Raw genomic sequence first — 24,478 nt, forward strand, 5'->3', positions numbered from 1 at the left:
TTGGCTCCTGTCGTTATGAAATGCTCGTAGCAGACATCTGTTTTTGCTGACGACACATCGCTCAAATTGGCGCTAGGGTATCCAGCAACCGCGCAGCCAAACTTGATAACGATCAAGAGTGTCCCCCGATGAAAAACGGAGTACACCGCTAACTACCACTAAAGAATTATTACGAAATAATTAATCAAATTATTGATTTTAAAGGTTAAAAATAAAACCACTAACTTTGTGTTTATACTGAATTCATACACACGACTATTTAGAGGTAGTAGTCAGAAAGTGACGAAGAATCGTGCGCACAAGAGAGATTACATATAGGCATTTTAGTGTGGGCATAAGACCTAAGATCACAGAATGCTCTCTGTGCTTATTTTTTCCGGCGTAAGAAATTGTGCTGAGGTGGACGTGACTGCCGGGTGAGCCGCATGGAAGCGGCGAAAACCAGTGCCGCGTCGAGAACGCGTCACTGGTAGCCCGAGTGGCAGTTACGAACGCCGAAGGTATCGCGTAGCGACACAGTTAGCGCCAAACAGCCACAAGTCAAGGAGCGGCGGCAACTGAGCGCTCCTTGTCGGGCGTGTAATAAAGTTACATAGGAGTGTCGAAATTAATACGCACGAAACTTCGCACTACTGCACATAAACATGTGGAGCTCGCATTGTTCGGCACTTGTTAATAAATTAAAAATCCTAATTTTTCTTTCTGGCATAAAACAACCACGTCACCAGTACACACACCACGTAGCACACCACAAACACTTTCATCGCACCGGTGGGTGAACCCGTTAACTCAAGCGACATCCCAAAGGCTTGAGGAATGAAGAAACCGCCGATAGCGCCAATGGCCGAAATAAAGCCCAACGCCGCTGCGGTATCCGTGACTGCCGCACGCTGCGCGTCAGCATCTTTCCCGCCTTCCGATTTAACGCGATCCGCCGTTAATTTACGGAAAATGACGGCAATCATCTGGAACGTTGATCCACTACCCAAACCAGCCGTCAGGAACAGCATCATGAAGATGCCAAAGAACATTCCGAATGAACCAGCAGAGCTCGCACTCGGCAGAGACAAGAATAACAACACCGAGAAAATCGCCATCAGGATGAAGTTAATCAACGTGACTTTCACACCGCCAAAGCGATCGGACAGCATTCCGCCAACCGGACGCGCCAACGCCCCTAGCAGCGGCCCGAAGAATGCGTAGTACAGAATCACGATGTCTGGGAACTGCGTTCTGGACAGCATCCCGAAGCCTGCTGAAAAACCGATAAATGAACCAAAGGTGGACAGATACAGGAAGCTGAGCACCCACAGGTGCATTTGCTTCAACACTGGCAGCTGTTTGCGTATAGACGCATTGGCCGTCGAAAGATCGTTCATGCCAAACCAAGCAGCGGTTGCGGCAATCACCAAAAACGGTACCCACATCCACGCGGCATGATGCAGCCAAATCTGGTGGCCATCAGGTTGCACAACGCCATTGCCGGAGAATCCCAGAATCGGCAGGAAAATCACCACCGGCACCAGCAACTGCATTACGCTCACACCGAGATTACCCAACCCACCGTTAATACCTAACGCACTGCCCTGACGTGATTTGGGGAAGAAGAAACTGATGTTAGCCATGCTGGATGCGAAGTTAGCACCGGCAAAACCACACAGCAGAGAAATCGTGACGAAAACGCGGTAAGGCGTTTGTGGGTTCTGTACGACAAACCCGAGCCAAATACATGGGATAACCAGAATAATGGTGCTTAATGTCGTCCAACGGCGACCACCAACGATTGGAATAACAAAGGAGTAAGGCACACGTAACAGCGCGCCGGAAACGGAAGGCAGCGCGGTAAGCAAAAATAGCTGGTCTGTGGTAAAACTAAATCCGACCTTGTTTAGGTTAACGGCCACGGTGCTGAAAATCATCCAGACACAAAACGATAACAGCAGGCACGGTACAGAGATCCAAAGATTACGCTGTGCTATCCGTTGTCCGCCAGATTGCCAGAATTTAGTATCTTCAGGATCCCATTCCCTTAGGAGCGTGCTTTGCGATACTTTTTCGGGTGATGAAGGCTGCGTCATAAAAACCTCGATAAATAAAAACGCGGTAGAATTAAGGCGCAACATTAGGGATTACACCGCAGGTAAAGTTGATGCAAATCAACGCGCTGTCAGGTAAAAAAACTGGGTAAAAATAACCACACTCCTTAATGAGTAATAAAAATAGAAAAATAAGCAACGATAATTCAAGCTGTTATATCTCTATTTTTTCTTACTGCCATACCCCCTTTCAAAGCGTGGATATTTAGTGGTACTCACTAGTGGGTATGGGGTTATCTCGTAGGATCGGGAAAAATGCCGAAAGGGTTATCCTTCTCGGTACTGGTTTTCTACTCCTCCAGCAGAGGTCGCTTTATTATGTTGAAACGTTTCCTGCTGCCGCTGTCGCTCGTCAATCAGGTTGCACTATTGATGCTGCTACTCGGTTTGCTGGGTATTGCAGGCATGTCGGTTTCCAGTTGGATGTCTCAAAGCATTCAAGGGAACGCGCACGCCATTAATAAAGCGGGCTCACTGCGTATGCAAAGCTACCGTCTGTTATCGATGGTACCGCTCTCTGCCGAGAATGAAATTTACCTGCAAGAGCTGGAAGAAGACGAAATAAGCAGTGACTTGCAGCAGGCCGTACGCCGAGAAGGGCTCAGTGAGCAATTCACTGCGCTGCGTGTTTTCTGGCTCGATAATCTGCAGCCGCATCTGCGACAGGCAACGCATTCCGCCGATGCCTCGGCGGATGTCGCTCGCTTCGTGAAACAGCTGGACGATCTGGTTTCCGCCATCGATCATAAAACCGAGCAGCGGTTGATGATGGTCACGCTGGTGCAGCGTATCTTCATTGGCATCATGTTCATCCTGCTGATCGCTACATTTTTTTATCTGCGTCGCCGTCTGCTGACACCGTGGCGACGTTTGGTTTCGATGGCGCAGGCTATCGGGCAAGGTGATTTCACCCAGCGTGTCGCTATCACCGGACACGACGAAATGAGCAAACTGGGACAGGCGCTGAACAGCATGTCGGATGAACTTTCCGCCATGTATCACAGCCTGGAACAACGCGTCGCCGAGAAAACGGCCGATCTGCAACAGAAAAACGATCTACTCTCTTTCCTTTATCGCGCCAGTCGACGCCTGCATACCGGCGCACCACTGTGCAGCCGACTGATGCCAATCCTGAACGAACTGCCGTCGTTAACGCCGCTCCGCAATATTCAACTGCGGCTGTATGAAGATAACAATCAGGAACAATTTCATCAGTTTAGCGATTGCAGCCAGTCACAGCCGGAGCACTGCCCGGATAACAGCTGTCAGAGTTGCGGTATGCAGGTAAAACGTGACGACCTGCAGGGTGAACCTCACTGCTGGGATCTGCACGACAAACATGGGCAATATGGCGTTGTGTTGGCCACACTGCCGGGCAATACCGCGCTGAGCCGCGATCAGAATCAGTTGCTGAATACGTTACTTGAACAGTTGACCAGCACGCTGGCGCTGGAGCGTCAATCCAACCACCAACAGCAGTTAATGCTGATGGAAGAACGCGCAACGATTGCCCGCGAGCTGCACGACTCTATCGCGCAGTCCCTCTCCTGTCTGAAAATTCAGGTGAGCTGCCTACAAATGCAGGGCGGCGATTTACCTCCTGCCTCGCAACAACTGCTGATGGAAATGCGGGAAGAATTGAACACCGCGTATCGCCAACTGCGTGAACTGCTGACGACCTTCCGGCTGAAGCTTTCTGAATCCGGCTTACTCGCGGCGCTGCGAGCATCGATCGATGAATTCGGCAAGCGGCTGGGGTATCCCATCGAATTACATTACCGTTTGCCACCGCAGTCGGTATCCGCTCACCAAGGCATTCACGTTCTGCAAATTGTACGTGAAGCGCTGAGCAACATTTATAAGCACGCGCAGGCCACGCAGGTCGATATCACGCTGCAACTACGTCAGGGTTACATCGAACTCAGCGTGACCGATAACGGCATCGGTATTCCTGATGATGCCAGCCGCGCCAACCACTATGGACTTATTATCATGCGTGACCGTGCACGGGGTTTGCACGGCGAATGCATTGTTCGACGCCGGCCGTCGGGAGGCACTGAAGTGAATGTCAGCTTCCTCTCCGAATACCGTCACCGGCTGCCATTAACAGGAGAAACTCATGATTAACGAAGATGCTGCCACCCTACTGCTGATTGACGACCATCCCATGTTGCGCAATGGCGTTAAGCAACTCATCAGTATGGACCCAGAATTGCAGGTGGCAGGTGAAGCTAGCCACGGCGAACAGGGTGTTGAGCTAGCGGAACAACTGGACCCGGATTTGATTCTGCTCGATTTGAACATGCCTGGCATGAATGGCCTAGAAACGTTGAACCGCCTGCGGGAAAAATCGCTGTCTGGCCGCATTGTCGTCTTTAGCGTATCCAACCATGAAGACGATGTGGTCAATGCATTAAAGAATGGTGCCGATGGTTACCTGTTGAAAGATATGGAGCCGGAAGATTTATTAGCCGCGCTGCATCAAGCGGCATCAGGAAAAATGGTGCTGAGTGAAACGTTGACGCCGATTCTGGCCGCCAGCCTGCGCGAAAGCCGCCACAGCAGCGACCGGGATATTCAACTGCTCACGCCGCGCGAACGCGATATTCTGAAATTGCTGGCTCAGGGGCTCTCCAATAAAGTGATTGCTCGCAAGCTCACGATTACGGAAAGTACCGTCAAGGTACACGTCAAACACCTGTTGAAAAAAATGAAGCTAAAATCGCGGGTTGAAGCAGCAGTCTGGGTATTGCAAGAAAAAGTCATTTAATCAAACGGTAATAACAAGCAGCTATGATCGGCGGTACGGATAAGGCGCTCAGGCGCCCTTCCCACCGAGATTATCCTCGCACGAGCGAGGGTGCCGCAACAACTGGTGGAAATGCCACCGCCCCAATCCCCAAAGTAAACGGTTACTAAACGACACCGGCATTTATAGCCATTATCCTAATTAATGTGACGTTGCTCTCGTCTAAACTAGTTCGTAATCGCATTTTTCGGCTTTTACACCGAGTTTAACGTTGAGGAACAACATGAAGAAGGTCAGTAAAGAGCGATTTATCGGCCTAGAGTGGCTACGATTTTTGCTCGGCTGTTATGTGATGATTTATCACACGGTCCACATTTATCCCCAGCGTGAGCGCATTCCTTTCTTGAGTGAACTCACCAGCATGGGATTCTTCGCGACCAGCACGTTCTTTGTCCTGTCTGGCTTTTTGCTAGCGCATGTGTACATTAAGGACGGACGTCTGCGTGAACCTGTTCGCCAGTTCTGGGCCAAACGTTTCTTTAATCTTTATCCTATCCATATCATTGCCCTACTGTCTTCTATTGCCGTTGTCACGCTCATGCAGTGGTTGGCTGTGCCGCCGGAAGGACAAGTCGCCAGCGCGCGTTTCGTCATTTATGACACCAACGATCCCGCTGCCGACCCCGAAACGCTGCGCCATTACATGACAAACGCACAACTGGCGTTCAACGGGTTATTGCAGGTACTGATGTTGCAGGCATGGAATCCTTACTTCCTGACCTTCAATGCCCCGTTATGGTCGCTTTCTACGCTATTCTTTTTCTATCTGGCGTTTCCGCTGTTAGCCCCGCGTCTGTTGAACAGCCGCCATCCGTGGCTGTGGATGGGGATCGTTTGCCTGCTGTATCTGCTGCCACCGATTTGGGTGATCTGGCAACAGCAGTTCGGCATGCCGTACACTGGGTTATTGCAGCGTGGGCCAATCTTCCGTTTACCAGAGTTTTTGGCTGGGATTTTGGGCTATGCACTGTTCCGTCATTATCGCCAGAAAGATCGCTCACCGCTAAGCAAGGGCCAGCGTTACGGTGTCGCCTTCTTCATCGGTGTGAATTTTCTTGTCGCCACCTGGCTGTTCACTAAAGGCGAAGCCTATTGGTACTTCTTGCTGCACAACGGTTTGATGCTGCCAGCTCAGGTCGGTTTGGTTTGTCTGAGTGCGCTGGCGCGTGAACCTAACAGTGAATGGTTGCGGCATTGGTCGCCTCGGCTGGGCGCAGCCTCGCTCTCTATCTTTGCGCTGCATGTTCCGCTGTTTAATCTGTTCCGCACCTTGGAGCAACTGGTGCGTGGTAATCCGATGGCCTGCTTCAGCGATTGGGATCAGTGCATTGCCGCTGCCGGTCAGGTACAGCTGTCCATGACGGGCTATATCATTTTCCTGCTCAGCACCGTGACGCTATGCGTTCTCTTCCAGGAACGGATCGTGTTCCGCGTAAGAACATTACTGATCTCGCGTTTCATTAGTAACAACACATCACGCACGCAACGCACTGCGTAGCACTATAACTGCTCGCAATTCTCTGGCCTGAAACAGACTGGGCCAGAGATTCACCGTCCCACATCGATATCCCCTTCTACCGCTAAAAACGTGACGGACATCGCGTTATAGCAGTTAATCATCAATAGCAACTTTTATAACTATTTACATTCTAATCAATTATCGTTTTCGGGTAGAGCATCACTCCGATTCCTGTTAATGTTTGCCGTTCCGGGCTAAACCGGTTCATTTTTATAGGCTGTACGTCTTTGTCTCTCACGGACGTCTCACTACATGTCACCACGGTTTATTTGGCAATAATGACACTATCCAAACATGCAATCTCTTCCCTCAGCTTGGTTATCGCCCTCTCTGCTGGCATTACACAGAGCCGCGCTGACACCATTTGGCTGAACAACGGCGACAAGCTCACAGGGAAAATCACGCTGCTTGACGGCGGTAAACTCTTTATCAACACAGACTATGCAGGATCTATTTCTGTAGCCTGGGACAAGGTGAAAACCTTTGAAAGCGATCATGGCCTGGTGATTCAGGGCGAACGCTACGAGAAAGGCGTATTGTATCCGGCAGTGAAGGCTGGTGAAAACCGCGCTATCGTCGCAAGCCCATCACTTTCTAACGAAGCCGCAGGTCCGCAAACATTGCCGCTTTCCGAAATCACCTCAATCGTGGCGCAGAAGCCGCTGGTGACTGATTTATCGTGGAAAGGCAACATTGACGCAGGCATGTCACACAAGAAAAGCTCGACCGAAACCGACAACTACGATGTGACGCTGAACACCAAAGCACGTCACGATACGTGGCGACATAACCTTGATGCCAACTATCATTTGGCAAAAGAGGATAAAGTCGAGAGCACCAAAAATGCGGCTGGCGAATATGCGTTGGATAAATTTGTGGATGAAAACTGGTTCTGGCAGGGCCGTTATCAGTACAAACGCGACTGGATTGAAAGCATTAAAATCAACCGTTCTTTGGGTCTCGGTCCAGGTTATCAGTTCTGGGATAACGATTTAGGTTCGTTCTCACTGACGTCGCTGGTTAACTCCCAAACGTTCGTGTACCGCGATCAAGGCGATGATGATTTCTACTCTGGTGCGCTAAAGTGGGCATACAACCGCTATCTGTTCAGCAAATCGGTTGAAGCCTTCACCAACGGTGAATTGGGGCGTTCATTTGATGGCACGGCACCAATCTACCTGAAAGCGGATGCAGGCTTGCGCTTCAAGCTGACCGACTGGTCTTCTATGACTATGAAAGTGTCACGTACCCGTATCGAAAGTAATCAAGGGAATGTTGACGACACGCTGTACACCATGGGTGTTGGCGTCGGCTGGTAATTCGGCAGCTTTACATCGTCTCAAGGTGAACAGCAATATCGCTGTTCACCTCAAATCTCACGCTCGCCCTGTCGTTATTGTCCGCCCCCTGCTGGCGCAGGACATGATTGTTGCAAGGTACGCACCCGCTGCGCCAATTCGCTCACGCTTTCATCTTCCGTTCCGTGATTCTTCAGCTCTTGCTCTAGCGCAAACAGATATTGCGCATTGGTGCCGAGCGGACCGCTCGCACGGGCGATCAGCGGTGCAACGCTTTGAATACAGGTATCATTTTCATTCAGGGGATGTTCCGGTTCAGAAACAAACACCAGTGCCGTCAGCGGCGCACCGTTCTTGCGATGCAGTTCACACCAGAGCGGACGATAGCAGCCCGTCAGCATTTCACGCTTCCACAGCAGTTCCAGATCTTCACGCAATGAGGTTTTCGGCAGGCGGAAAGCCAGGCCCGTCGTTTGTCCACCAGGTTGCAACGCCAGCATCCGCCCCGGCTGTGTTACCGTACCGCGACCAATGGTGAGGCGCAGACAGAAAGCACGCTGCCACCCCGTCAACGTGGCCAGACAGGTTTCTTCGGCGTCAAAAACTGGGTTCCACATGAGTGAACCGTAGCCAAATACCCAAACAGGACAGCTATTTGGCCGTAGCGCCAACATCCTGTCCAACGAATCAGCCCGCTGCTGCGGCGTGAGCAGTAAGGTTTCTTCAATACACCCAAAAGACGTTCTACAATCTGCTTTCTGCAAAAAATCGCGTGTTAACACTACTTCCCACCCCCAACCTTACTCTTTTTCTGCTCGTCAGATCGGCTCTCGCCCTGCGTTTAAAAACCTAACTACTTCATCTGCTTAATTTTACAACACCATATAACTTGAGATTATTCATTTATGGCTTTGCGATCAAGTTTGATACTGGTCACAAAACCTGAAAAAGTTAGTGATAATGTTTCATTCATACATGATGCAGCGTTAATACCCTAAATAATTCGAGTTTCAGGCAGGCGGCAAGGGAAGGACAAATTCGTCGGGAACGAATTTGACCAGCCAACGGCTGGCCTCCGGTGAGAGACAGGATGTCTCTCATTTAATCCCGATGAGCTTACTCAGGTAAGTGATTCGGGTGACAAATCTGCCGGGAGCAGATTTGAACGCTGCTTGCAGCGGCCCTTCAGGGCGAGGCCCACGACGGGCCGAGTATTTCAACGCAGCCAACGCACATGCAACTTGAAGTATGACGGGTATATCAACTTAATCGGCAACTCATCGCTGGACTTGACGCTTTCCTGACACAAACCTCATTTTTGTGACGTCAGGAGCCTGCCACAAGCCATTTGTTTAATGTAAAAGCGCTAGCAGCGTATTTGTTTCGATGAAAATGTATTTATTTTGAGAAAAATAACAACAAAGACACGAAATGATAATAGTTATCATCTCGTGTTACTATCATCCCTACACTGGAATTGATTACCACGGAGACACTGAATGGCAACGCCGCGTCAGCCTGTTTTAGTTCAGATTAAACAGATCCACGATATTTCCCCTCATTTACGCTGCATTACTTTTCATCATGACGCGTTGCGTGATTACCCAACCGAGCGATATGGCGCGCATATCAAACTCTTTCTGCCTCAGGCTGGACAGCAAAAACCGGTTCTGCCTACCATCAGTGAGCGCGGCCCGATCTGGCCAGAAGGCGAAGCTCGCCCCATCGTTCGCACCTACAGTGTTCGCTCGTTGCGCCCAGAGGACGCGGAGTTGGATATGGTTTTCGCGCTGCATGAACACGCAGGGCCTGCAGTCAACTTTGCCCGCCAGGCCAAACCTGGTGACTGGGTCGGTATTTCGCAACCCGGTGGCCCACACCCGATGCTGCCACCTGCTGCCGCTTATTATCTGGCAGCCGACCCGGCTTCGCTTCCTGCGCTAATGGCGCTGCTTGAGAATTTGCCTAGTGATGCCCAAGGGCATGCCGTGATTCGTGTCGACAGTGAAGCGGATAAACTCAATATCGCTAAACCCTCACAGCTTCAACTACATTGGATCGTTGGTGGGACAGACGCTACCGACGCGCTGTTGCAGCATTATCAGGCACTTCCAGCGGCTGATAATGCATTTCACTGGTTGGCGGGTGAGGATCGCATCGTGGTTCAGCTTCGGCGCCACGTGCGTCGCGAACGCGGGTGTGAGCGAAATCAGATGTACGCAGTGCCTTATTGGCGAGAAGGGTTAAATGAAGAGGATTATCATCATAAACGCCACAATATCATGGATAATCCTGACGAATAACCACAAAAAACATATTTGATATTATCATGATAGGGAGAAGATACGCAGATTCTCCCTTTTCATTTAGATTTTAACTCAAAGCGTAAAAATCCGTAAAATCTCCCGCACTCACACGACAATCTGTTATTATATTGTTCGTTTTATTACGTTATAACTACTTTTTAGTAACCTTTTGCGGTTTATTATTGTTTTATGACCATGAATAAATGGTTTTATACCTTTAATAAATTGCTTTATGCCCTAAGTAATTCGAGTTGCCAGTGCGCTAGCTTGACGTATGACGGGGATATTTTGCCGTATCATTCCTCTGGATAAGGAGAACTCCCGCAATGAAGTCTCATGCTGAGGTGGTTAAAACTCGCCATCATGAATACTCACTCGTTTTTCCTGTTATTGCTCTGGTCGTGCTCTACATATGGGGCAATTCACAAGATTTTATCGCCATTCTTGGTATCAACGCCGTCGCGCTAGCCGGGATACTTTTCAGCGCGTTTAGCGTGGTGCGTCATGCTGATGTGCTCGCACATCGCTTAGGTGAACCCTACGGTTCGCTGATCCTCAGCCTATCCGTTGTGATCCTCGAAGTCAGCCTGATTTCAGCGCTAATGGCCACTGGCGATGCTGGCCCGGACCTGATGCGTGACACCCTCTATTCCATTATCGTCATTGTCACCGGCGGCCTGGTGGGCTTCGCCCTCTTGCTCGGCGGCCGTAAGTTCGCTACGCAGTATGTCAACCTCAGTGGTATCAAACAGTACTTGATGGCGATCTTCCCATTGGCCGTGATTGTGCTGGTTTTCCCCAGCGCCTTGCCCGATGGTAACTTCAGCGTAACGCAGTCACTGATTGTTGCCGCCATCTCTGCAGCAATGTACGGTGTTTTTCTGTTGATTCAAACGCGTACGCACCAAAGCCTGTTTGTCTATGAACATGAAGACGAGGGTGACGGCGACGATCCGCATCATGGTAAACCGTCCGCGCACAGCTCGCTGTGGCACACCGGCTGGCTGCTGGTTCACCTGATTGCTGTTATCGCAGTAACCAAGACGAATTCCATGCCGTTGGAAACGCTGCTGACCGAAATGAACGCGCCAACGCAGTTTACGGGCTTCCTGGTAGCGCTGTTAATTCTCTCTCCTGAAGGGCTGGGGGCAATCCGCGCCGTCCTGAAAAATCAGGTACAGCGCGCGATGAACCTGTTTTTCGGTTCCGTACTGGCGACGATTTCACTGACGGTCCCTACCGTCACGATCATCGCCATGATTACCGGCCGCACGCTGAACTTCGGTCTGGATATGCCGCATATCGTCGTGATGCTCTCCGTGCTGGTGCTATGCCACATTACGTTCTCCACGGGTAGAACCAACGTGTTGAGCGGCAGCGCGCACTTGGCGCTTTTTGCCGCCTATTTGATCACCATCACGCTGTAACCCCTTTGCCGACGCGGTTTTAGCCGCGTCGGCCCCGCCAAATCTCACTTCTCTTGATGTATATCTGGATCTTCTGAGCGCGTCCAGCGTATCGTAAGGCTGTCGTCGACGGACCGGCAGGCCCGCCATGTTGATTTACTTCCTTACTTTGGTTTCTGCTTAGATGAAAACGCACGGAATTAACGGCATCAGGCCGTTCAGCGCGCTGATTGATGCGTGCTGGCGCGAAAAATATACGCTGCAACGTTTTACCCACGACATTATCGCTGGTGTTACTGTCGGCATCATCGCCATACCGCTGGCGATGGCACTGGCGATTGCCAGCGGCGTTCCTCCGCAGTACGGGCTATATACGTCGGCCATTGCTGGGATCGTTATCGCCGTCAGCGGCGGTTCACGCTACAGCGTATCCGGCCCGACAGCCGCCTTCGTCGTTATTTTGTATCCGGTATCGCAGCAGTTCGGGCTATCCGGCCTACTGGTTGCTACCTTGCTTTCCGGTGTGTTTCTGCTGCTGATGGGCCTCTGCCGCTTCGGCCGTTTGATTGAATATATTCCACTTTCCGTCACACTGGGGTTTACCTCCGGGATCGCTATTACCATCGGTACGATGCAAATCAAGGATTTCTTCGGTTTACAGATGGCAGTAGTGCCCGAGCATTACGTCGAGAAAGTGGCAGCGCTAGCACAGGCGCTACCTACTCTGCATCTTGCTGATACGTTGATCGGCGCAACGACGCTGCTGGTGTTGATCGTCTGGCCCAGACTCGGTATTCGCCTACCCGGCCACTTGCCTGCGCTGCTGGCCGGTGTCGCGGTGATGGGGATCATGTCGCTAGTGGGTGAAAATGTGGCCACAATCGGTTCCCGATTTAGCTATATGCTGGCGGATGGTTCACAAGGGCAAGGGATTCCCCCTATCCTGCCGCAGCTCGTTTTGCCATGGAATATTCCATCACCGGATGGGAAAACGATGACGCTGGATTGGCAAAGCATTTCCGCTCTGCTGCCTGCGGCATTCTCGATGGCGATGCTGGGGGCGATTGAGTCGCTGCTGTGCGCCGTTGTGCTGGATGGCATGACAGGCAAAAAACACAACTCCAATGCAGAACTGATGGGACAAGGTTTCGGTAACATCATTGCGCCATTCTTTGGCGGTATTACCGCGACCGCTGCGATTGCCCGTTCCGCCGCCAATGTCCGCGCGGGCGCCAATTCACCGGTTTCCGCCGTGATCCATGCGCTACTGGTGTTGTTGGCGCTATTAATACTTGCCCCGTGGCTGTCTTATCTGCCGCTGGCCGCGATGGCATCGTTGCTGCTGATCGTCGCCTGGAACATGAGCGAAGCGCACAAGGTGGTAGATTTGCTACGCCACGGACCGAAAGACGACATTATTGTGATGTTGCTCTGTATGTCGTTGACCGTACTGTTCGATATGGTGATCGCCATTACCGTTGGTATCGTGCTGGCCTCCTTGCTCTTCATGCGTCGCATCGCGCAGATGACACGTCTGAGCGAACTGCCGGACACTAAAATACCGGATCATCTGGTATTGCGCGTTAACGGTCCGCTATTTTTCGCCGCGGCGGAACGCATCTTCAACGATCTGACCGTGCGCAGCGAAGGCTACCAAAATATCATCTTGCAGTGGGATGCTGTGCCAGTGCTGGATGCGGGTGGATTGAATGCGTTCCTGCGCTTTAGCGAAACACTACCCGAGGGTAAACAGCTCATCATTACTGATATTCCCTTCCAGCCGCTAAAAACGCTAGCACGGGCGAAGGTTCACCCAATTGAAGGGCGACTGAGCTTCTACGGTTCATTAGCGCAGGCGATTGAAGCGACGACGGTGCATTCAGCGTAACAGGGACAAAGTAGAAATAGAGAACAGGCCACGCCGTGCTATTGTCACGGTTAGCCCCCTTTTGACTAGCGTGTTGAGGAGACCTAATTGTGACAACTTTTTCTTCTGCTCCCGTGTTAATTACCGGCGGCGCGCGACGTATTGGTCTGGCGCTGGCACGTTCGTTTTTGGCCCAGTCGATTCCCGTCATTATTAGCTATCGCACGCCTTATCCCGAACTGGACACGCTAGAGCAAGACGGTGCTGTTTGTCTGGCTGCCGACTTTTCCACCACGGAAAGCATCTATACGTTTGCTGAGAAAATCCAATCACTCACGCCGCAGCTACGCGCCATTATTCACAACGCCAGCCGCTGGGAGCCAGAAAACCCCTCAATACCGCCAGAACAGACGCTGGCCGATATGCTACAAATTCATGTCTATACGCCCTATTTGCTCAACCAACTGCTAGAACCTTGCCTGCGTGGGCAAGGCATTGCTGGCGCGGATATTATTCATCTGACGGATTACGTGGTTGAAAAAGGCAGCGAGAAACACATCGCCTATGCTGCCAGCAAAGCGGCGTTGGATAACATGACGCGGTCGTTTGCCCGTAAGCTGGCACCGGAAGTGAAGGTCAATGCTATTGCTCCCAGCTTAATCCTGTTTAAGGAACAGGATGACGACACATATCGCCAACAGGCGCTGGAAAAGTCATTGATGAAAATCGCACCCGGCGAAGAGGAAATTGTCCGACTGGTGGATTACCTATTCAGCAGCCGCTACATCACGGGGAAAACGTTGGGCGTTGATGGCGGACGCGCGTTGCGCTAAAGCCCTGAGCAGCAATGTGAGGATAAGAAAATCACCACCAGTGAAGTTCGCCAGCAGCTTACTGCACACCTAACACGCCTGTGGCGCTATGGGCTAGTCCTGTCGCGCAGCCACGAGGTTGCCGAAGAGTTAGTCCAGTCTACCTGCGTTCGTGCGCTCGAAAAAAGTACACAATTTACCCCAGGCACTCGTATCGACAGATGGCTGTTCTCCATTCTCCACTCAATATGGATTTCCGAACTGCGCGCCCGTCGCGTACGTCAGGGGCAAGGATTTATCGAAAGTGAGGAATTGCTGGCTCCAGATACCCATGAGCGGGACAACGATCGTCTGCATTACCAGAAAATAATGCAGCGCGTCAGCGCACTGCCAGAAGCACAGCGCAACACTGTATTTTTAGTTTATGTCGAAGGGTTTACCTATCAGGAGGCGGCAGACACGCTGTCAGTACCGATCGGCACTATTATGAGCAGACTGGCCGCCGCGCGGGGTACGCTGGCTAAATCAGCTGACACCCCGGCCCCTGCAAAGGAGAAACTGTCTTGAAACCCATGAGTTTTACTCCCCCTTACAGTGACGAAGCCATTGTTGCCTGGTTGGATGGCGAGATGACTGAGGCCGATGCGCAAAGATTCAAGGCACGACTTGAAGGGGACGAACAGCTTGCCGAGCGCACCGCTGAACTGATGAAAAGCCAACTTGATTTTGAAGAAGCCTTCGCCCCGTTACTCGACAAAGCACCTGAGGCGAAGATGCAGGACAGGCTTGAGAGATTAGTAACGACAGCGCCAATACCCAGCAAACCTTCATCTCACGCGGGAGTCAGTCGCCGCTCGCTGATTGCTGCTTCCCTCAGTTTTCTGGTGATTGGCTCAGGGCTAGGCTACTTCGCACATTCGCCCCAGATCACTCTCAGCGACAGCGAGAAAATTCGCGATCTTGAAGCCCAGTACATGTCTCTTTACAGCGCTAAAACTCTACTCGATGCGGACAGCTCCGCACAGACCTTGCAGAGTGGGCTGTCTCGTGCTGCTCAAGACATAGGGTTGTCTCTCAATGAACAACAACTGACGCTTCACGACGCAGAGTTGAAAATGGTACGTCTACTGAGCTATGACAATACGTCAATTGCGCAGATTACCTGGATGCATGCCAAATATGGGCCGATGGCACTGTGTATTTCCCCTGAACATCAGGCAACTGCTACTACGCTTAACAATGAGCAACGCCATGATATGCAGGTTGTCTGGTGGCGCGATCGCGGCTATCAGTTCGTATTAATTGGCCGTAGCCCTGTTACGCCGCTGACGGAAAGTGCGCTCAGGTTACAAGCGTCGCTGGCATAAACAGTGAATGCCCTTCACGCACGGTCAACTCCGCGTGTGAAGGGCAAATATTTATACGGTGGGTCGGGCTTTCGCCTGAATTTCAATATTAATCGCTACGCGATCGTCCACCACCCCGGTAAACCGATCCATATTAAAAGATGAGCGTGAAATAGCAGTGGTCGCATGAAGAGACAGCGAACCCTCATGGGATGAGATTCCTCCATGTTCTTCAAGCGTGGCTTCCAGAATTACCGGACGTTGAACGTTTTTTACTGACAGTGAACCAAAAACCCGAAAGTGACCATGACCCAGCGCCACCACTCTGCTGCTGGTGAAAGTAATCGCGGGATAGTGTTCAGCATCAAAAAACAGGCTGCTTTTTAACTGATAAGTCAGCAAACGGTTGGACGCCTGTAGCGTCGTGATTGGAATTTTCACATCAATACGGTCATTCATTTCCTTTTCAGCATCCAGTGTAATGTTGCCCGTCACGCCGTCAAGAGAGGCCTGCGACGGGTGTCCAAATGCTTGCCATGAAAGCCCAATAACCGTGTTATCAGTAGCAACGGTGTAGTTAAGCGGCATAGCGTGCAGCAGTGGGCTGATGAGCAGCCCGAAGGCCAGTACAGGAACGATGCGAGTCATAACAGAATTCTCCTCAGAATAGACAACGCGTAAACGCTCCAGAGCACGACTTTATTCGGACACGTTTCACTATTTCTGTTCATTCTGAGGAAAAAGTTTGGCGAGCTTTGCATTAGCAACCCGCTCAACGAGGTTGTTGACGCGATTACGAACCTTTTTTCTTCGCACGCCCCTTGCGCTGGTAGGCTTTATGTTCGGCTATATATGTCAGGTAGGCTGCCCGCGTCATCCCGTCGGTACGTTGGGCAAACACATCGTAGGTCGTATCGGGCGGAAAGCCAAACTCAGCCAATACCTGCTCCCATGCTTCGAGTTGTTCTGGGTTGAGCAACGTCTTATCCCAGTCTGGGAATCCTCTATCGACAAAACAGTCGGCTGACACGCTGCTATAAGCCCCATTGTTCATATAGTTGCGCCCGGTTTTCAAAGCCGTATCCTGACTGGCTTTACTGATCGAACAAGGTCCCCACGACAGGCGATAATCGCTTTTCTGTGCGCTGATGCTTGAGCCATAACCAACGGGAAACAGGATGTCCTCTTCCGCCAATATTTTCGATCCCACATATTCGTAATTGCCACGCAGGAAAGCGTTATCCATAACAATCCAGCATTTGTCTGACAAAGGAGAAGCCACAATCTCCGACAGCGATGGATTACGCACGGTCGTGCAGAAAAGGTAAGGCCGAACAAACAGCGGCATCGTCATCACATCATTCCAGATGCTGTGTTCAGCAAATAATTCGTCCTTTTGCATCTGGCGCAGATTGCCAATAACCAGAACATAGCCATCGGTATGTAAGTCTATTTCTACGCGAAAGACGTCGCCCGGAATGGTTTTATGCTGCCGATTTTTCATATGCATCAACCGCTCCAGCTTATGCGCATAATCAGCAGGCAAGCGTTCGCGATAAGATTGCAGCCATTCGACAATCTCTTCTTTACTGGCCAGGTCGCGGCATTCCGGCAGAGGCAGTCGGACAGAATTTCGATAATTACTGACGGTAATATATCCGTAGCGTCCCGAGTTCAGCGTTCTGATACCCGCCGAAAACACAATGCCGTCAGCTATTACAATGGAAACGCTAGTGTAAGTGAGTTTTTTCTCTTTACCGCGTGCGGTTCTCGGCAGAACAACCTCGCGCTCACTCGTCTGAATAATGACATCTTCTTCCTGATAATTTAGCTCTGTGGCCGTAATGCGCTTGCGGATCGTATCGCCATCAAAACAGATAAAATAGCCATCACGGACGGTTAAAATATCCCATTCGTCCGATAACGGTTCCAGTCCGAAATAAGGGCGTAGGGCTTCCTGCATCCAGCTAGTTATCTGATCAATTGGTTTCATCTTCAGCACGGTTCCCAGTGAAGTATTCAGTCATCATGTCGTGGTCGTTCTCGGTAAACAACGAGAATCAGGTGCAATACCGCCTAAAAAAGACACGCGCCGCAGCTTATCTAATTTTGATAGGTAAACAAATACTTAACACCCATTTACGCTTCATTTCTCGTTTATCACCTATCATCAGGCTATGCTATGAGCAGTGAGATGGGGATAACGTAGATACCATGCATAAGATTGTTTTTATAGAAGATGATACCGAGGTTGGAAAATTGATCGCTGCCTACCTCGGCAAGCATGACATTGATGTTCAAGTTGAAGCACGAGGCGATCAGGCATTAGCCTTTATTGAGCAACAGCAGCCCGATCTCGTGCTGCTGGATATAATGCTGCCCGGCAAAGACGGGATGACCATCTGCCGGGAGTTGCGGCCACAGTACAGCGGCCCGATTGTGCTACTGACGTCGCTGGACAGCGACATGAATCATATTTTGGCATTAGAAATGGGTGCCGATGATTACATTCTGAAAACCACACCGCCCGCTGTCTTGCTCGCCCGCCTGCGCCTGCATTTGCGGCAATACGCCACCGCGCCACAAACAGTGGCAGAAAATGCAGCGCCCGCCGCGTTGCAGGTGCATAAATCACTGCACTTCGGCCTGCTCTGTATCGATCCGGTTAATCGGGAAGTGACATTAGGGCAAGAGCATATCGTGTTATCGACTGCGGATTTTGATCTCCTCTGGCAGTTGGCGACCCATGCTGGTCACATCATGGATCGGGATGCGCTGCTGAAAAATCTGCGCGGCGTGACCTACGACGGCATGGATCGCAGTATTGATGTCGCTATTTCCCGACTGCGTAAAAAACTGTACGACAACCCGCTAGAGCCATTCCGTATCAAAACCGTACGCAACAAAGGCTATCTGTTCGCCCCCAATACCTGGGAGAGCGTGACGCTATGAGAAAGCTGTTCGTCCAGTTTTTTCTATTGCTGTTTGCCTGCTTTGTCGTCATGACGCTACTGGTCGGGCTGGTTTATAAGGTGACAGCTGAACGCGCTGGGCGTCAGTCCATGGATGATCTGATGAAAAGCTCGCTGTATCTCATTCGTAATGAGCTACGCGCTATCCCCCCTCGCGAGTGGCATAAAACTATCAGCCAGCTCGATCTAAATCTGTCGTTCAAATTGCACATCGAGCCGGTGAGTAAATACGCGCTGAGCCCCAAGAATCGGCAGCGTCTGAATCAGGGGGAGATTATCGCGCTGGATGATGAATACACCTTTATCCAACGCATCCCCCGCAGCCATTACGTTCTCGCCGTCGGCCCTATTCCTTATTTGTTCTTCCTGCACGAAATGCGGCTGCTGGATTTACTGCTGGTGATGCTCATCGGGCTGTCGCTGGCATTACCGGTTTTCTTGTGGATGCGGCCACATTGGCAGGCCATGTTAAAATTGGAGAATGCTGCGCAGCGTTTAGGGGATGGTCATCTGGAAGAACGTATTCATTTTGATAGCACCTCAAGCCTGTTTCGTCTTGGCATCGCCTTCAACCGGATGGCGGATAATCTGAACCAGCTCATCAACAGTAAAAAGCAGCTGATTGACAATATCGCGCACGAACTGCGTACGCCGTTGGTCAGGCTGCGCTATCGGCTGGCGATGAGTGACAACCTGACGGAAGACGAACAGCAGGCATTAAATCGGGATATTGGTCAACTTGAAGCACTGATTGACGAACTGCTAACGTATGCCAGACTCGATCGTCCACAGGTGACGCTGCATCTTGCCGATATTGATATTCCTTCGTGGCTACAGGCAAAAGTTGACGATTTTCGGCTTATCCACCCTGATAAACACATCTCGCTGGACATGCCTCATTCGGCACAGATTGGTGCACTCGATTTGCGTCTAATGGAGCGAGTCCTGAATAATCTGATCGGCAATGGGTTGCGCTTCTGCCATAGCCAATTGCATGTCAGCCTGACGTCCAACGCCGAGCATATCGCCTGTCTGCAAGTCGAAGATGACGGCCCTGGTATTGCACCCGAAAGCCGGGAAAGCGTTTTTGAACCGTTTATCCGTCTGGATGCAGGTATTGAGAACAGCAGCGGTGGGTGTGGGCTGGGGTTGGCGATTGTTCATGCCATCGCGCGTGCTTACGAAGGCAGCATTACCGTGGATGAAAGCCCACTGGGCGGCGCTCGTTTCCGTTTCTGCTGGCCGGTAAAAACCGCAACGACACAGGCTGCAATCACCATTCAGCACTAGCGCCAAGACAGCGGTAACCCCTCGCTGTCTTTCAATGTATTTATCGCCCTTCCAGACTTGTACATTAGGTTACACGCCGAAACCAATCACTCACTGAAGCCGCCCTCTGTTTCTCCTATTCTCTCTTCAACGGCCCGCGTGAGGGTCACGAAACGTGAATGAGATAACGAGGAAATGATGATGAATAAAGTATTAGTTATGATCGCAGGTGCTGCACTGGGTCTGTCCTCTGTAGCCTTTGCCGCGGATACCGTAACCAGCGCACCTGTTCAGCCTTCGGCGACCACTACCACCTCTGCTCCGGCTAAAGCCGTTCATCATAAAAAGCAGATGAAGAAAGCTAAACCAGCCGCTGAACAGAAAGCGCAGGCTGCCAAGAAACATGTGAAGAAAGCTAAACCGGCCCCAGCACAGAAAGCACAGGCTGCCAAGAAACACGTGAAAAAAGCTAAACCAGCCCCTGCACAGAAAGCACAGGCTGCCAAGAAACACGTGAAAAAAGCTAAACCAGCCCCTGCACAGAAAGCGCAGGCTGCTAAGAAACACGTGAAAAAAGCTAAAACGGTAAAACCTGCTGATACCACGCCAGCAGCGTAATCAATTAGCACCCACTCCTTCCCCCACCGGGAAGGAGTCACTTCTGGCTAACCCCGATTTGAATCGTGTAACTAAAAGGTTTACCGAAAAAATAGGGCAACCATCAAACACCCGGTTTACCGGGTGTTTATTTCATAGGGGGACGGGAGAATGATGCGGCGTTACTCATTTGAAATTATGTTATCTCTTGTTCTGCTCTGTGGCGTTATTACTCTGAGTTTTTTTCTTTAGCCCCCAAGGGCAGTATCCCAGCCGCTACCAATCAAACACGCTAGATCCATACGCAGAGAAAGCGCTATCTCAATACAATAACCTCTCCATTAATAATTCGGCTCAACTCATCAAATCCCTTTGAAGATCTGCACATAGATATCACCAAATAATAGAACGTCAAAAAAATAAGATATCGATCCAAACAAAAATTTTGGAATAGTAAAGTTTTACCATTCCGCGCCGTTTATATCATTACACTCCGAGCAATACCGAGAACACCATAATGAAAAAAATCCTGCAAATATCTGCCATATTGCTTAGCACTATGACTGCGACATCGTATACATTCGCATCCCCCTCTCCGTCAGCCGGTATCATTCGATTTTCGGGTGCCATCGTCGAACCCGTTTGTGATGTTACAACGCACTCAAACAATGTGACCGTCAGTTGCGAACGACAAGGTGAAGTACAAACGCTACAAATGAAAAACAGCTCACAACACGCCGCTTTACCTCAAGGCATCGGTTCTGTGAGTTCAAAAACATTGAATTCAGATGCACGTATCGTGATCGTCAGCTACGAATAAGGCTGACGCCGCTCGCGACGATATAACGTTTATTGATGCAAAAACGCGACGCCACCTAAAATCGTGGCGTCGCGTTAATCTTGGCGATCGGCAATACCATGCCAGCCATAGCACTGTTATGTCATGAGCATCCTTTTACACTCGATAACATTTTAATTCCCCGCTCCACGCCAACAATTACATCTATAGTTAAAGCAACACGCTATATTTAGCGCCTCAAAATGACTTTTATCATAAGGCCCATTGACGACATGCGCATATCAGCCTGGTTGCTATGTTCATTATCCTTTATTGCCCCGTTAAGTTGGGCAGAATCCTCACCAGCAGACATCGCTGCGCAGAAACAGCAGCAAATCTTATTTTTCAACCACGACGATCGGGATATCGTTCCTGACACAGCTGTCTGGCCGTGGCAGGCGATTGGGCAGTTGGAAACCGCCAGCGGCAACCTTTGCACCGCGACGCTTATATCACCGCATCTGGCGCTGACGGCTGGGCATTGCGTGGTCACCCCACCGAAGGGCGGGATAGATAAGCCCGTCGCGCTGCGCTTTCTGGCGACAGAAAATGGCTGGCGTTATGAAACGTCGGAAATTGAAGCGCTGGCGAATAAAACACTCGCTAAAAAATTGAAAGCTGACGGCGAGGGGTGGATCGTTCCGCCCTCAGCAGCACCGCTGGATTACGCCTTAATTCGGCTGAAACAAACACCGCCAGGTATTCGTCCGCTCCCGCTCTGGCAAGGCAGCCGCCAAGAATTGATGCAGGCCTTGAAGGACAATGGTCAACGCGTCACGCAGGCTGGCTACCCAGAGGATCATCAGGAAACGCTTTATCGCCATCAGGATTGCTTGATCACTGGCTGGGTTCACCCTGCCGTTATGGCACACCAGTGCGACACGCTGCCTGGCGATAGCGGCTCCCCTCTGATGCTGAACTCGGCAGCAGGTTGGGTACTGATGGGAATTCAAAGCTCAGCACCCGATGCCAGTGAACGCGATCGGGCCGATAATCGCGCTGTTTCGGTTACCGCCATTCGTCAGCAGTTAGAAACATTGGCAAAACTAAGTTCACCAAAACCAGGTTCACCAAAACTTTCACCAAAGTAATGCTAACGCCCACTACGCAGTGGCCCACAGTCAGGCGGCAATCGCAATTCAGGATACCGCCCGACGCCTCCCGCTTCACACCTGCTTCATGGTATAAAAAAATATCTGTTCTATTCTTATCAGAGGTATAGGTTAATCATCCATATTGTCGCCCGACAGCGGCGCGACAATTAACAGGATTTTATTTTATCTTATGAAAGATGCTTCTTTTATAATTAGATTCTCATTTATTCGCAGAGCATTTCATCAGCAAAATCAGTTATCGCTGCTCGCAAGTAATGGGAAAATATCATAAATTCATACCGCACACTGAAAACCGAAAACACGGTTAAGACAAGAAAGCCACTGAACCTTAACGGAAAGATAAAGGTAATATAATAAGTTACCTCAAATTTTAGCCTCTATGTTATTGTGTCGCCGTTAAATTAAATTGATGTCGTCGCGGTTATTATTGCGAAAAGGAAGAGTCTACATGTTAAAACATTTGAGCCATGACGAAAAAAAACGCATGCAGACTCTCGATGAATTACAAAAAATCGATATATCTCAAGACGATGTTCTTCACAAACTCACAAAAATGGCCTGCCAACTGCTCGGAACCCCAACGGCACTCGTTACACTAACAGGTTCTAAATCTCTGCATGTAAAAGCAAAAAACAATTTTCCTATGGATGATATGGATAAAATTGGTTCATTCGACCATTTTACCGTACAAACGGGCCAAGCTTTTGTCTGCACCGATGCCACTCAGGACGACCGTTTTAAAGATAGCCCCTTTGTAACAGGCAAGCCTTTTATCCGTTTTTATGCTGGCGTTCCGCTTAAGACCAAAGATGGCTATTCCATCGGTACTTTCTGCGTCATAGATTATGTTCCACGCTCCTTCACTAAGGTCCAACTGCGGTTACTGCACGATTTAGCCGCCATTGCGATGGTGTTAATGGAATATCGTAATGCGATTGGCCTGATCGATGGGGTAACCCTGTTGCCCAACCGCCAGCGCCTGATTGATGACATCAGCCACATTACCGATATTCACGAGAATTACCTGCTTATCCTGATTGATACCATCGACATTTCTTACGCTTATGAAATGGGATGTGCATTGGGTATGCCAACGGTAGAAGGCCTGCTGAAAGATATCGGGATCTTTTTACGTCTTAGCTTAAATTCATCAGATAACCTTTACTCTGCCGCCGTCGGTCGTTTCGCACTTCTGGTGAAGTCGAACAAGAAAGAACTGGTTCTGGCGGAGCTCGACGCTTGTGCCGAACGGATTCATGAAAGTATCGCCAGCCATATCCCGCTTAAGCTGGAGCTTTTTGTTGGCTATACTGAATTTCAGATTCCGGCCAAAGATCCCCATCAGATCCTGCGTGAATCGATGAGTGCGCTGCGCGCCGCCATCACCACGAATACCCGCCAGTTAGCTTACGACACTGAGGCCGATAAGGCGCAGCAAATCGCCTTTACCTTGCTCAATGAGCTGGCCGATGTGTTACAGAACAATAAGCCGGGTTTGTATTTGGTCTACCAGCCAAAATTAAGCATCAAGACCAATGCCGTCATTGGTGCCGAAGCGCTGATTCGCTGGCGTCATCCCGAATTAGGCGAGATTTATCCTGACCAGTTTATTCCGCTAGCGGAGGGCACGACGCTAATGCGCCCGCTAACAGACTGGGTCACCAGAGAGGCGGCATGTCAGGTGAAACAATGGCGTCAGGAGGGGTTAACCTTCCCTGTGTCGATTAACGTTTCTGCCCGAAATTTTTCCGAAAATGACTTCATTCCGCGCCTAATTTCCATTCTGGACAATCACGGTCTTACTCCTCAGGATATTGACATAGAGTGTGTCGAAACGCAGGAAATCATCGAAAGCACTGAAACGCTCGCCACCATCCAAGCGCTGCAACAGCTCGGATTTACTATCGCTCTTGATGATTTCGGTACCGGGTATAGCAACTTAAGCTATCTGCGTAACATCCCCTCTACGGTGATAAAACTGGATAAGTCACTGATTAAAGATATAAAAACTGACCGAAAAAGCCGCGTTATTGTGCAATCCATTATCAGCATGCTGCACAAACTGAATTATATTGTGCTGGCGGAAGGGGTGGAAAATAAGGAAACGCTCGAACATCTGGCTCATTTTGGCTGTGATGAAGTACAGGGCTACTATTTTTCCAGACCTATCCCACCCAAAGCATTTACCGCTTGGTTAGCGGCGCGCTCGTCACAAACTTCTGCATAAT

20 protein-coding genes are annotated in these 24,478 nt (G+C 50.3%); 16 read left to right on the forward strand and 4 right to left on the reverse strand.

All coding sequences use genetic code 11. The features are described 5' to 3' along the window. Positions 1 to 689: 689 nt before the first annotated feature. Positions 690 to 2,078 (reverse strand): NarK family nitrate/nitrite MFS transporter, encoded by a 1,389-nt coding sequence (locus tag GZ59_RS12395; protein ID WP_039295088.1) that lies wholly within the window; start codon positions 2,076 to 2,078, stop codon positions 690 to 692. 336 nt (positions 2,079 to 2,414) lie between these two features. Here GZ59_RS12395 and narX point away from each other — a divergent pair, with 336 nt between their 5' ends. The 4 genes from narX to GZ59_RS12415 all read left to right on the forward strand — a co-directional run bounded on the left by narX (position 2,415) and on the right by GZ59_RS12415 (position 7,743). After that, on the forward strand, positions 2,415 to 4,223 hold the full coding sequence (gene narX, locus GZ59_RS12400) for a nitrate/nitrite two-component system sensor histidine kinase NarX (protein ID WP_011093591.1): 1,809 nt from the start codon (positions 2,415 to 2,417) through the stop codon (positions 4,221 to 4,223). Beyond that, positions 4,216 to 4,866 carry a two-component system response regulator NarL gene (gene narL, locus GZ59_RS12405; protein ID WP_011093590.1) on the forward strand — a complete coding sequence of 217 codons (651 nt, stop codon included), beginning with the start codon at positions 4,216 to 4,218 and terminating at the stop codon, positions 4,864 to 4,866. Before narX ends, narL begins: the two co-directional genes overlap by 8 nt. Positions 4,867 to 5,128: 262 nt before the next feature. Further along, a complete protein-coding gene (locus GZ59_RS12410; protein WP_011093589.1) occupies positions 5,129 to 6,403 on the forward strand; it encodes an acyltransferase family protein in 1,275 nt (424 codons plus the stop codon). 299 nt (positions 6,404 to 6,702) lie between these two features. Continuing rightward, on the forward strand, positions 6,703 to 7,743 hold the full coding sequence (locus tag GZ59_RS12415; protein WP_039292115.1) for a DUF481 domain-containing protein: 1,041 nt from the start codon (positions 6,703 to 6,705) through the stop codon (positions 7,741 to 7,743). 74 nt (positions 7,744 to 7,817) lie between these two features. Here the strand turns inward: GZ59_RS12415 and GZ59_RS12420 are convergent, their stop codons facing one another. Continuing rightward, the gene (locus GZ59_RS12420; protein ID WP_011093587.1) at positions 7,818 to 8,504 is read right to left on the reverse strand and encodes a gamma-glutamylcyclotransferase; all 687 of its coding nucleotides are present in this window, start codon (positions 8,502 to 8,504) and stop codon (positions 7,818 to 7,820) included. A gap of 717 nt (positions 8,505 to 9,221) precedes the next feature. Between GZ59_RS12420 and GZ59_RS12425 the strand changes: the two genes are divergently transcribed. The 6 genes from GZ59_RS12425 (at position 9,222) to GZ59_RS12450 (ending at position 15,480) form a co-directional block, all read left to right on the forward strand. Then, positions 9,222 to 10,025, forward strand: coding sequence for a siderophore-interacting protein (locus GZ59_RS12425; RefSeq protein WP_011093585.1), 804 nt, complete (start codon positions 9,222 to 9,224; stop codon positions 10,023 to 10,025). Positions 10,026 to 10,354: 329 nt separating this feature from the next. Next, positions 10,355 to 11,455 carry a sodium-potassium/proton antiporter ChaA gene (gene chaA, locus GZ59_RS12430; protein WP_011093583.1) on the forward strand — a complete coding sequence of 367 codons (1,101 nt, stop codon included), beginning with the start codon at positions 10,355 to 10,357 and terminating at the stop codon, positions 11,453 to 11,455. Positions 11,456 to 11,618: 163 nt separating this feature from the next. Beyond that, the gene (gene dauA / locus GZ59_RS12435) at positions 11,619 to 13,322 is read left to right on the forward strand and encodes a C4-dicarboxylic acid transporter DauA (protein ID WP_039292119.1); all 1,704 of its coding nucleotides are present in this window, start codon (positions 11,619 to 11,621) and stop codon (positions 13,320 to 13,322) included. 89 nt (positions 13,323 to 13,411) lie between these two features. After that, complete coding sequence (folM, locus tag GZ59_RS12440) at positions 13,412 to 14,134, forward strand: dihydromonapterin reductase (protein ID WP_039292122.1); 723 nt, start codon at positions 13,412 to 13,414, stop codon at positions 14,132 to 14,134. Between the two features lie 30 nt (positions 14,135 to 14,164). Continuing rightward, entirely contained in the window at positions 14,165 to 14,680 is a 516-nt protein-coding gene (locus GZ59_RS12445; RefSeq protein WP_043878045.1) for a sigma-70 family RNA polymerase sigma factor, read from the forward strand. After that, a complete protein-coding gene (locus GZ59_RS12450) occupies positions 14,677 to 15,480 on the forward strand; it encodes an anti-sigma factor family protein (protein ID WP_039292125.1) in 804 nt (267 codons plus the stop codon). Before GZ59_RS12445 ends, GZ59_RS12450 begins: the two co-directional genes overlap by 4 nt. Before the next feature lie 51 nt (positions 15,481 to 15,531). Here the strand turns inward: GZ59_RS12450 and GZ59_RS12455 are convergent, their stop codons facing one another. After that, complete coding sequence (locus GZ59_RS12455; protein ID WP_039292129.1) at positions 15,532 to 16,107, reverse strand: YceI family protein; 576 nt, start codon at positions 16,105 to 16,107, stop codon at positions 15,532 to 15,534. Between the two features lie 145 nt (positions 16,108 to 16,252). Further along, positions 16,253 to 17,452, reverse strand: a complete 1,200-nt coding sequence (locus GZ59_RS12460; RefSeq protein ID WP_080641320.1) for an immunity 26/phosphotriesterase HocA family protein — start codon at positions 17,450 to 17,452, stop codon at positions 16,253 to 16,255. 221 nt (positions 17,453 to 17,673) lie between these two features. Between GZ59_RS12460 and rstA the strand changes: the two genes are divergently transcribed. The 6 genes from rstA (at position 17,674) to GZ59_RS12490 (ending at position 24,477) form a co-directional block, all read left to right on the forward strand. Further along, entirely contained in the window at positions 17,674 to 18,411 is a 738-nt protein-coding gene (gene rstA / locus GZ59_RS12465) for a two-component system response regulator RstA (RefSeq protein ID WP_011093574.1), read from the forward strand. Continuing rightward, the gene (rstB, locus tag GZ59_RS12470; protein ID WP_011093573.1) at positions 18,408 to 19,721 is read left to right on the forward strand and encodes a two-component system sensor histidine kinase RstB; all 1,314 of its coding nucleotides are present in this window, start codon (positions 18,408 to 18,410) and stop codon (positions 19,719 to 19,721) included. Before rstA ends, rstB begins: the two co-directional genes overlap by 4 nt. Positions 19,722 to 19,901: 180 nt before the next feature. Further along, a complete protein-coding gene (gene asr / locus GZ59_RS12475) occupies positions 19,902 to 20,318 on the forward strand; it encodes an acid resistance repetitive basic protein Asr (protein ID WP_039292132.1) in 417 nt (138 codons plus the stop codon). A 496-nt stretch (positions 20,319 to 20,814) separates the two neighbouring features. Beyond that, the gene (locus GZ59_RS12480) at positions 20,815 to 21,117 is read left to right on the forward strand and encodes a type 1 fimbrial protein (RefSeq protein ID WP_039292135.1); all 303 of its coding nucleotides are present in this window, start codon (positions 20,815 to 20,817) and stop codon (positions 21,115 to 21,117) included. A gap of 251 nt (positions 21,118 to 21,368) precedes the next feature. Beyond that, a complete protein-coding gene (locus GZ59_RS12485; protein ID WP_039292138.1) occupies positions 21,369 to 22,226 on the forward strand; it encodes a trypsin-like serine peptidase in 858 nt (285 codons plus the stop codon). Positions 22,227 to 22,698: 472 nt separating this feature from the next. Continuing rightward, positions 22,699 to 24,477: a sensor domain-containing phosphodiesterase gene (locus GZ59_RS12490; RefSeq protein WP_011093569.1), complete on the forward strand. Its 1,779-nt coding sequence runs from the start codon at positions 22,699 to 22,701 to the stop codon at positions 24,475 to 24,477. Position 24,478 lies beyond the last annotated feature (1 nt).

It is taken from the genome of Pectobacterium atrosepticum, from assembly GCF_000740965.1.
Classification (GTDB): domain Bacteria; phylum Pseudomonadota; class Gammaproteobacteria; order Enterobacterales; family Enterobacteriaceae; genus Pectobacterium; species Pectobacterium atrosepticum.

What these genes read in the sequence shown, in the direction of transcription:
- GZ59_RS12395 (WP_039295088.1), bottom strand. Translation starts at nt 2,078, where the DNA reads ATGACGCAGCCTTCATCACCCGAAAAAGTATCGCAAAGCACGCTCCTA.
- narX (WP_011093591.1), top strand. Translation starts at nt 2,415, where the DNA reads ATGTTGAAACGTTTCCTGCTGCCGCTGTCGCTCGTCAATCAGGTTGCA.
- narL (WP_011093590.1), top strand. Translation starts at nt 4,216, where the DNA reads ATGATTAACGAAGATGCTGCCACCCTACTGCTGATTGACGACCATCCC.
- GZ59_RS12410 (WP_011093589.1), top strand. Translation starts at nt 5,129, where the DNA reads ATGAAGAAGGTCAGTAAAGAGCGATTTATCGGCCTAGAGTGGCTACGA.
- GZ59_RS12415 (WP_039292115.1), top strand. Translation starts at nt 6,703, where the DNA reads ATGACACTATCCAAACATGCAATCTCTTCCCTCAGCTTGGTTATCGCC.
- GZ59_RS12425 (WP_011093585.1), top strand. Translation starts at nt 9,222, where the DNA reads ATGGCAACGCCGCGTCAGCCTGTTTTAGTTCAGATTAAACAGATCCAC.
- chaA (WP_011093583.1), top strand. Translation starts at nt 10,355, where the DNA reads ATGAAGTCTCATGCTGAGGTGGTTAAAACTCGCCATCATGAATACTCA.
- dauA (WP_039292119.1), top strand. Translation starts at nt 11,619, where the DNA reads ATGAAAACGCACGGAATTAACGGCATCAGGCCGTTCAGCGCGCTGATT.
- GZ59_RS12455 (WP_039292129.1), bottom strand. Translation starts at nt 16,107, where the DNA reads ATGACTCGCATCGTTCCTGTACTGGCCTTCGGGCTGCTCATCAGCCCA.
- GZ59_RS12460 (WP_080641320.1), bottom strand. Translation starts at nt 17,452, where the DNA reads ATGAAACCAATTGATCAGATAACTAGCTGGATGCAGGAAGCCCTACGC.
- rstA (WP_011093574.1), top strand. Translation starts at nt 17,674, where the DNA reads ATGCATAAGATTGTTTTTATAGAAGATGATACCGAGGTTGGAAAATTG.
- rstB (WP_011093573.1), top strand. Translation starts at nt 18,408, where the DNA reads ATGAGAAAGCTGTTCGTCCAGTTTTTTCTATTGCTGTTTGCCTGCTTT.
- asr (WP_039292132.1), top strand. Translation starts at nt 19,902, where the DNA reads ATGAATAAAGTATTAGTTATGATCGCAGGTGCTGCACTGGGTCTGTCC.
- GZ59_RS12480 (WP_039292135.1), top strand. Translation starts at nt 20,815, where the DNA reads ATGAAAAAAATCCTGCAAATATCTGCCATATTGCTTAGCACTATGACT.
- GZ59_RS12485 (WP_039292138.1), top strand. Translation starts at nt 21,369, where the DNA reads ATGCGCATATCAGCCTGGTTGCTATGTTCATTATCCTTTATTGCCCCG.
- GZ59_RS12490 (WP_011093569.1), top strand. Translation starts at nt 22,699, where the DNA reads ATGTTAAAACATTTGAGCCATGACGAAAAAAAACGCATGCAGACTCTC.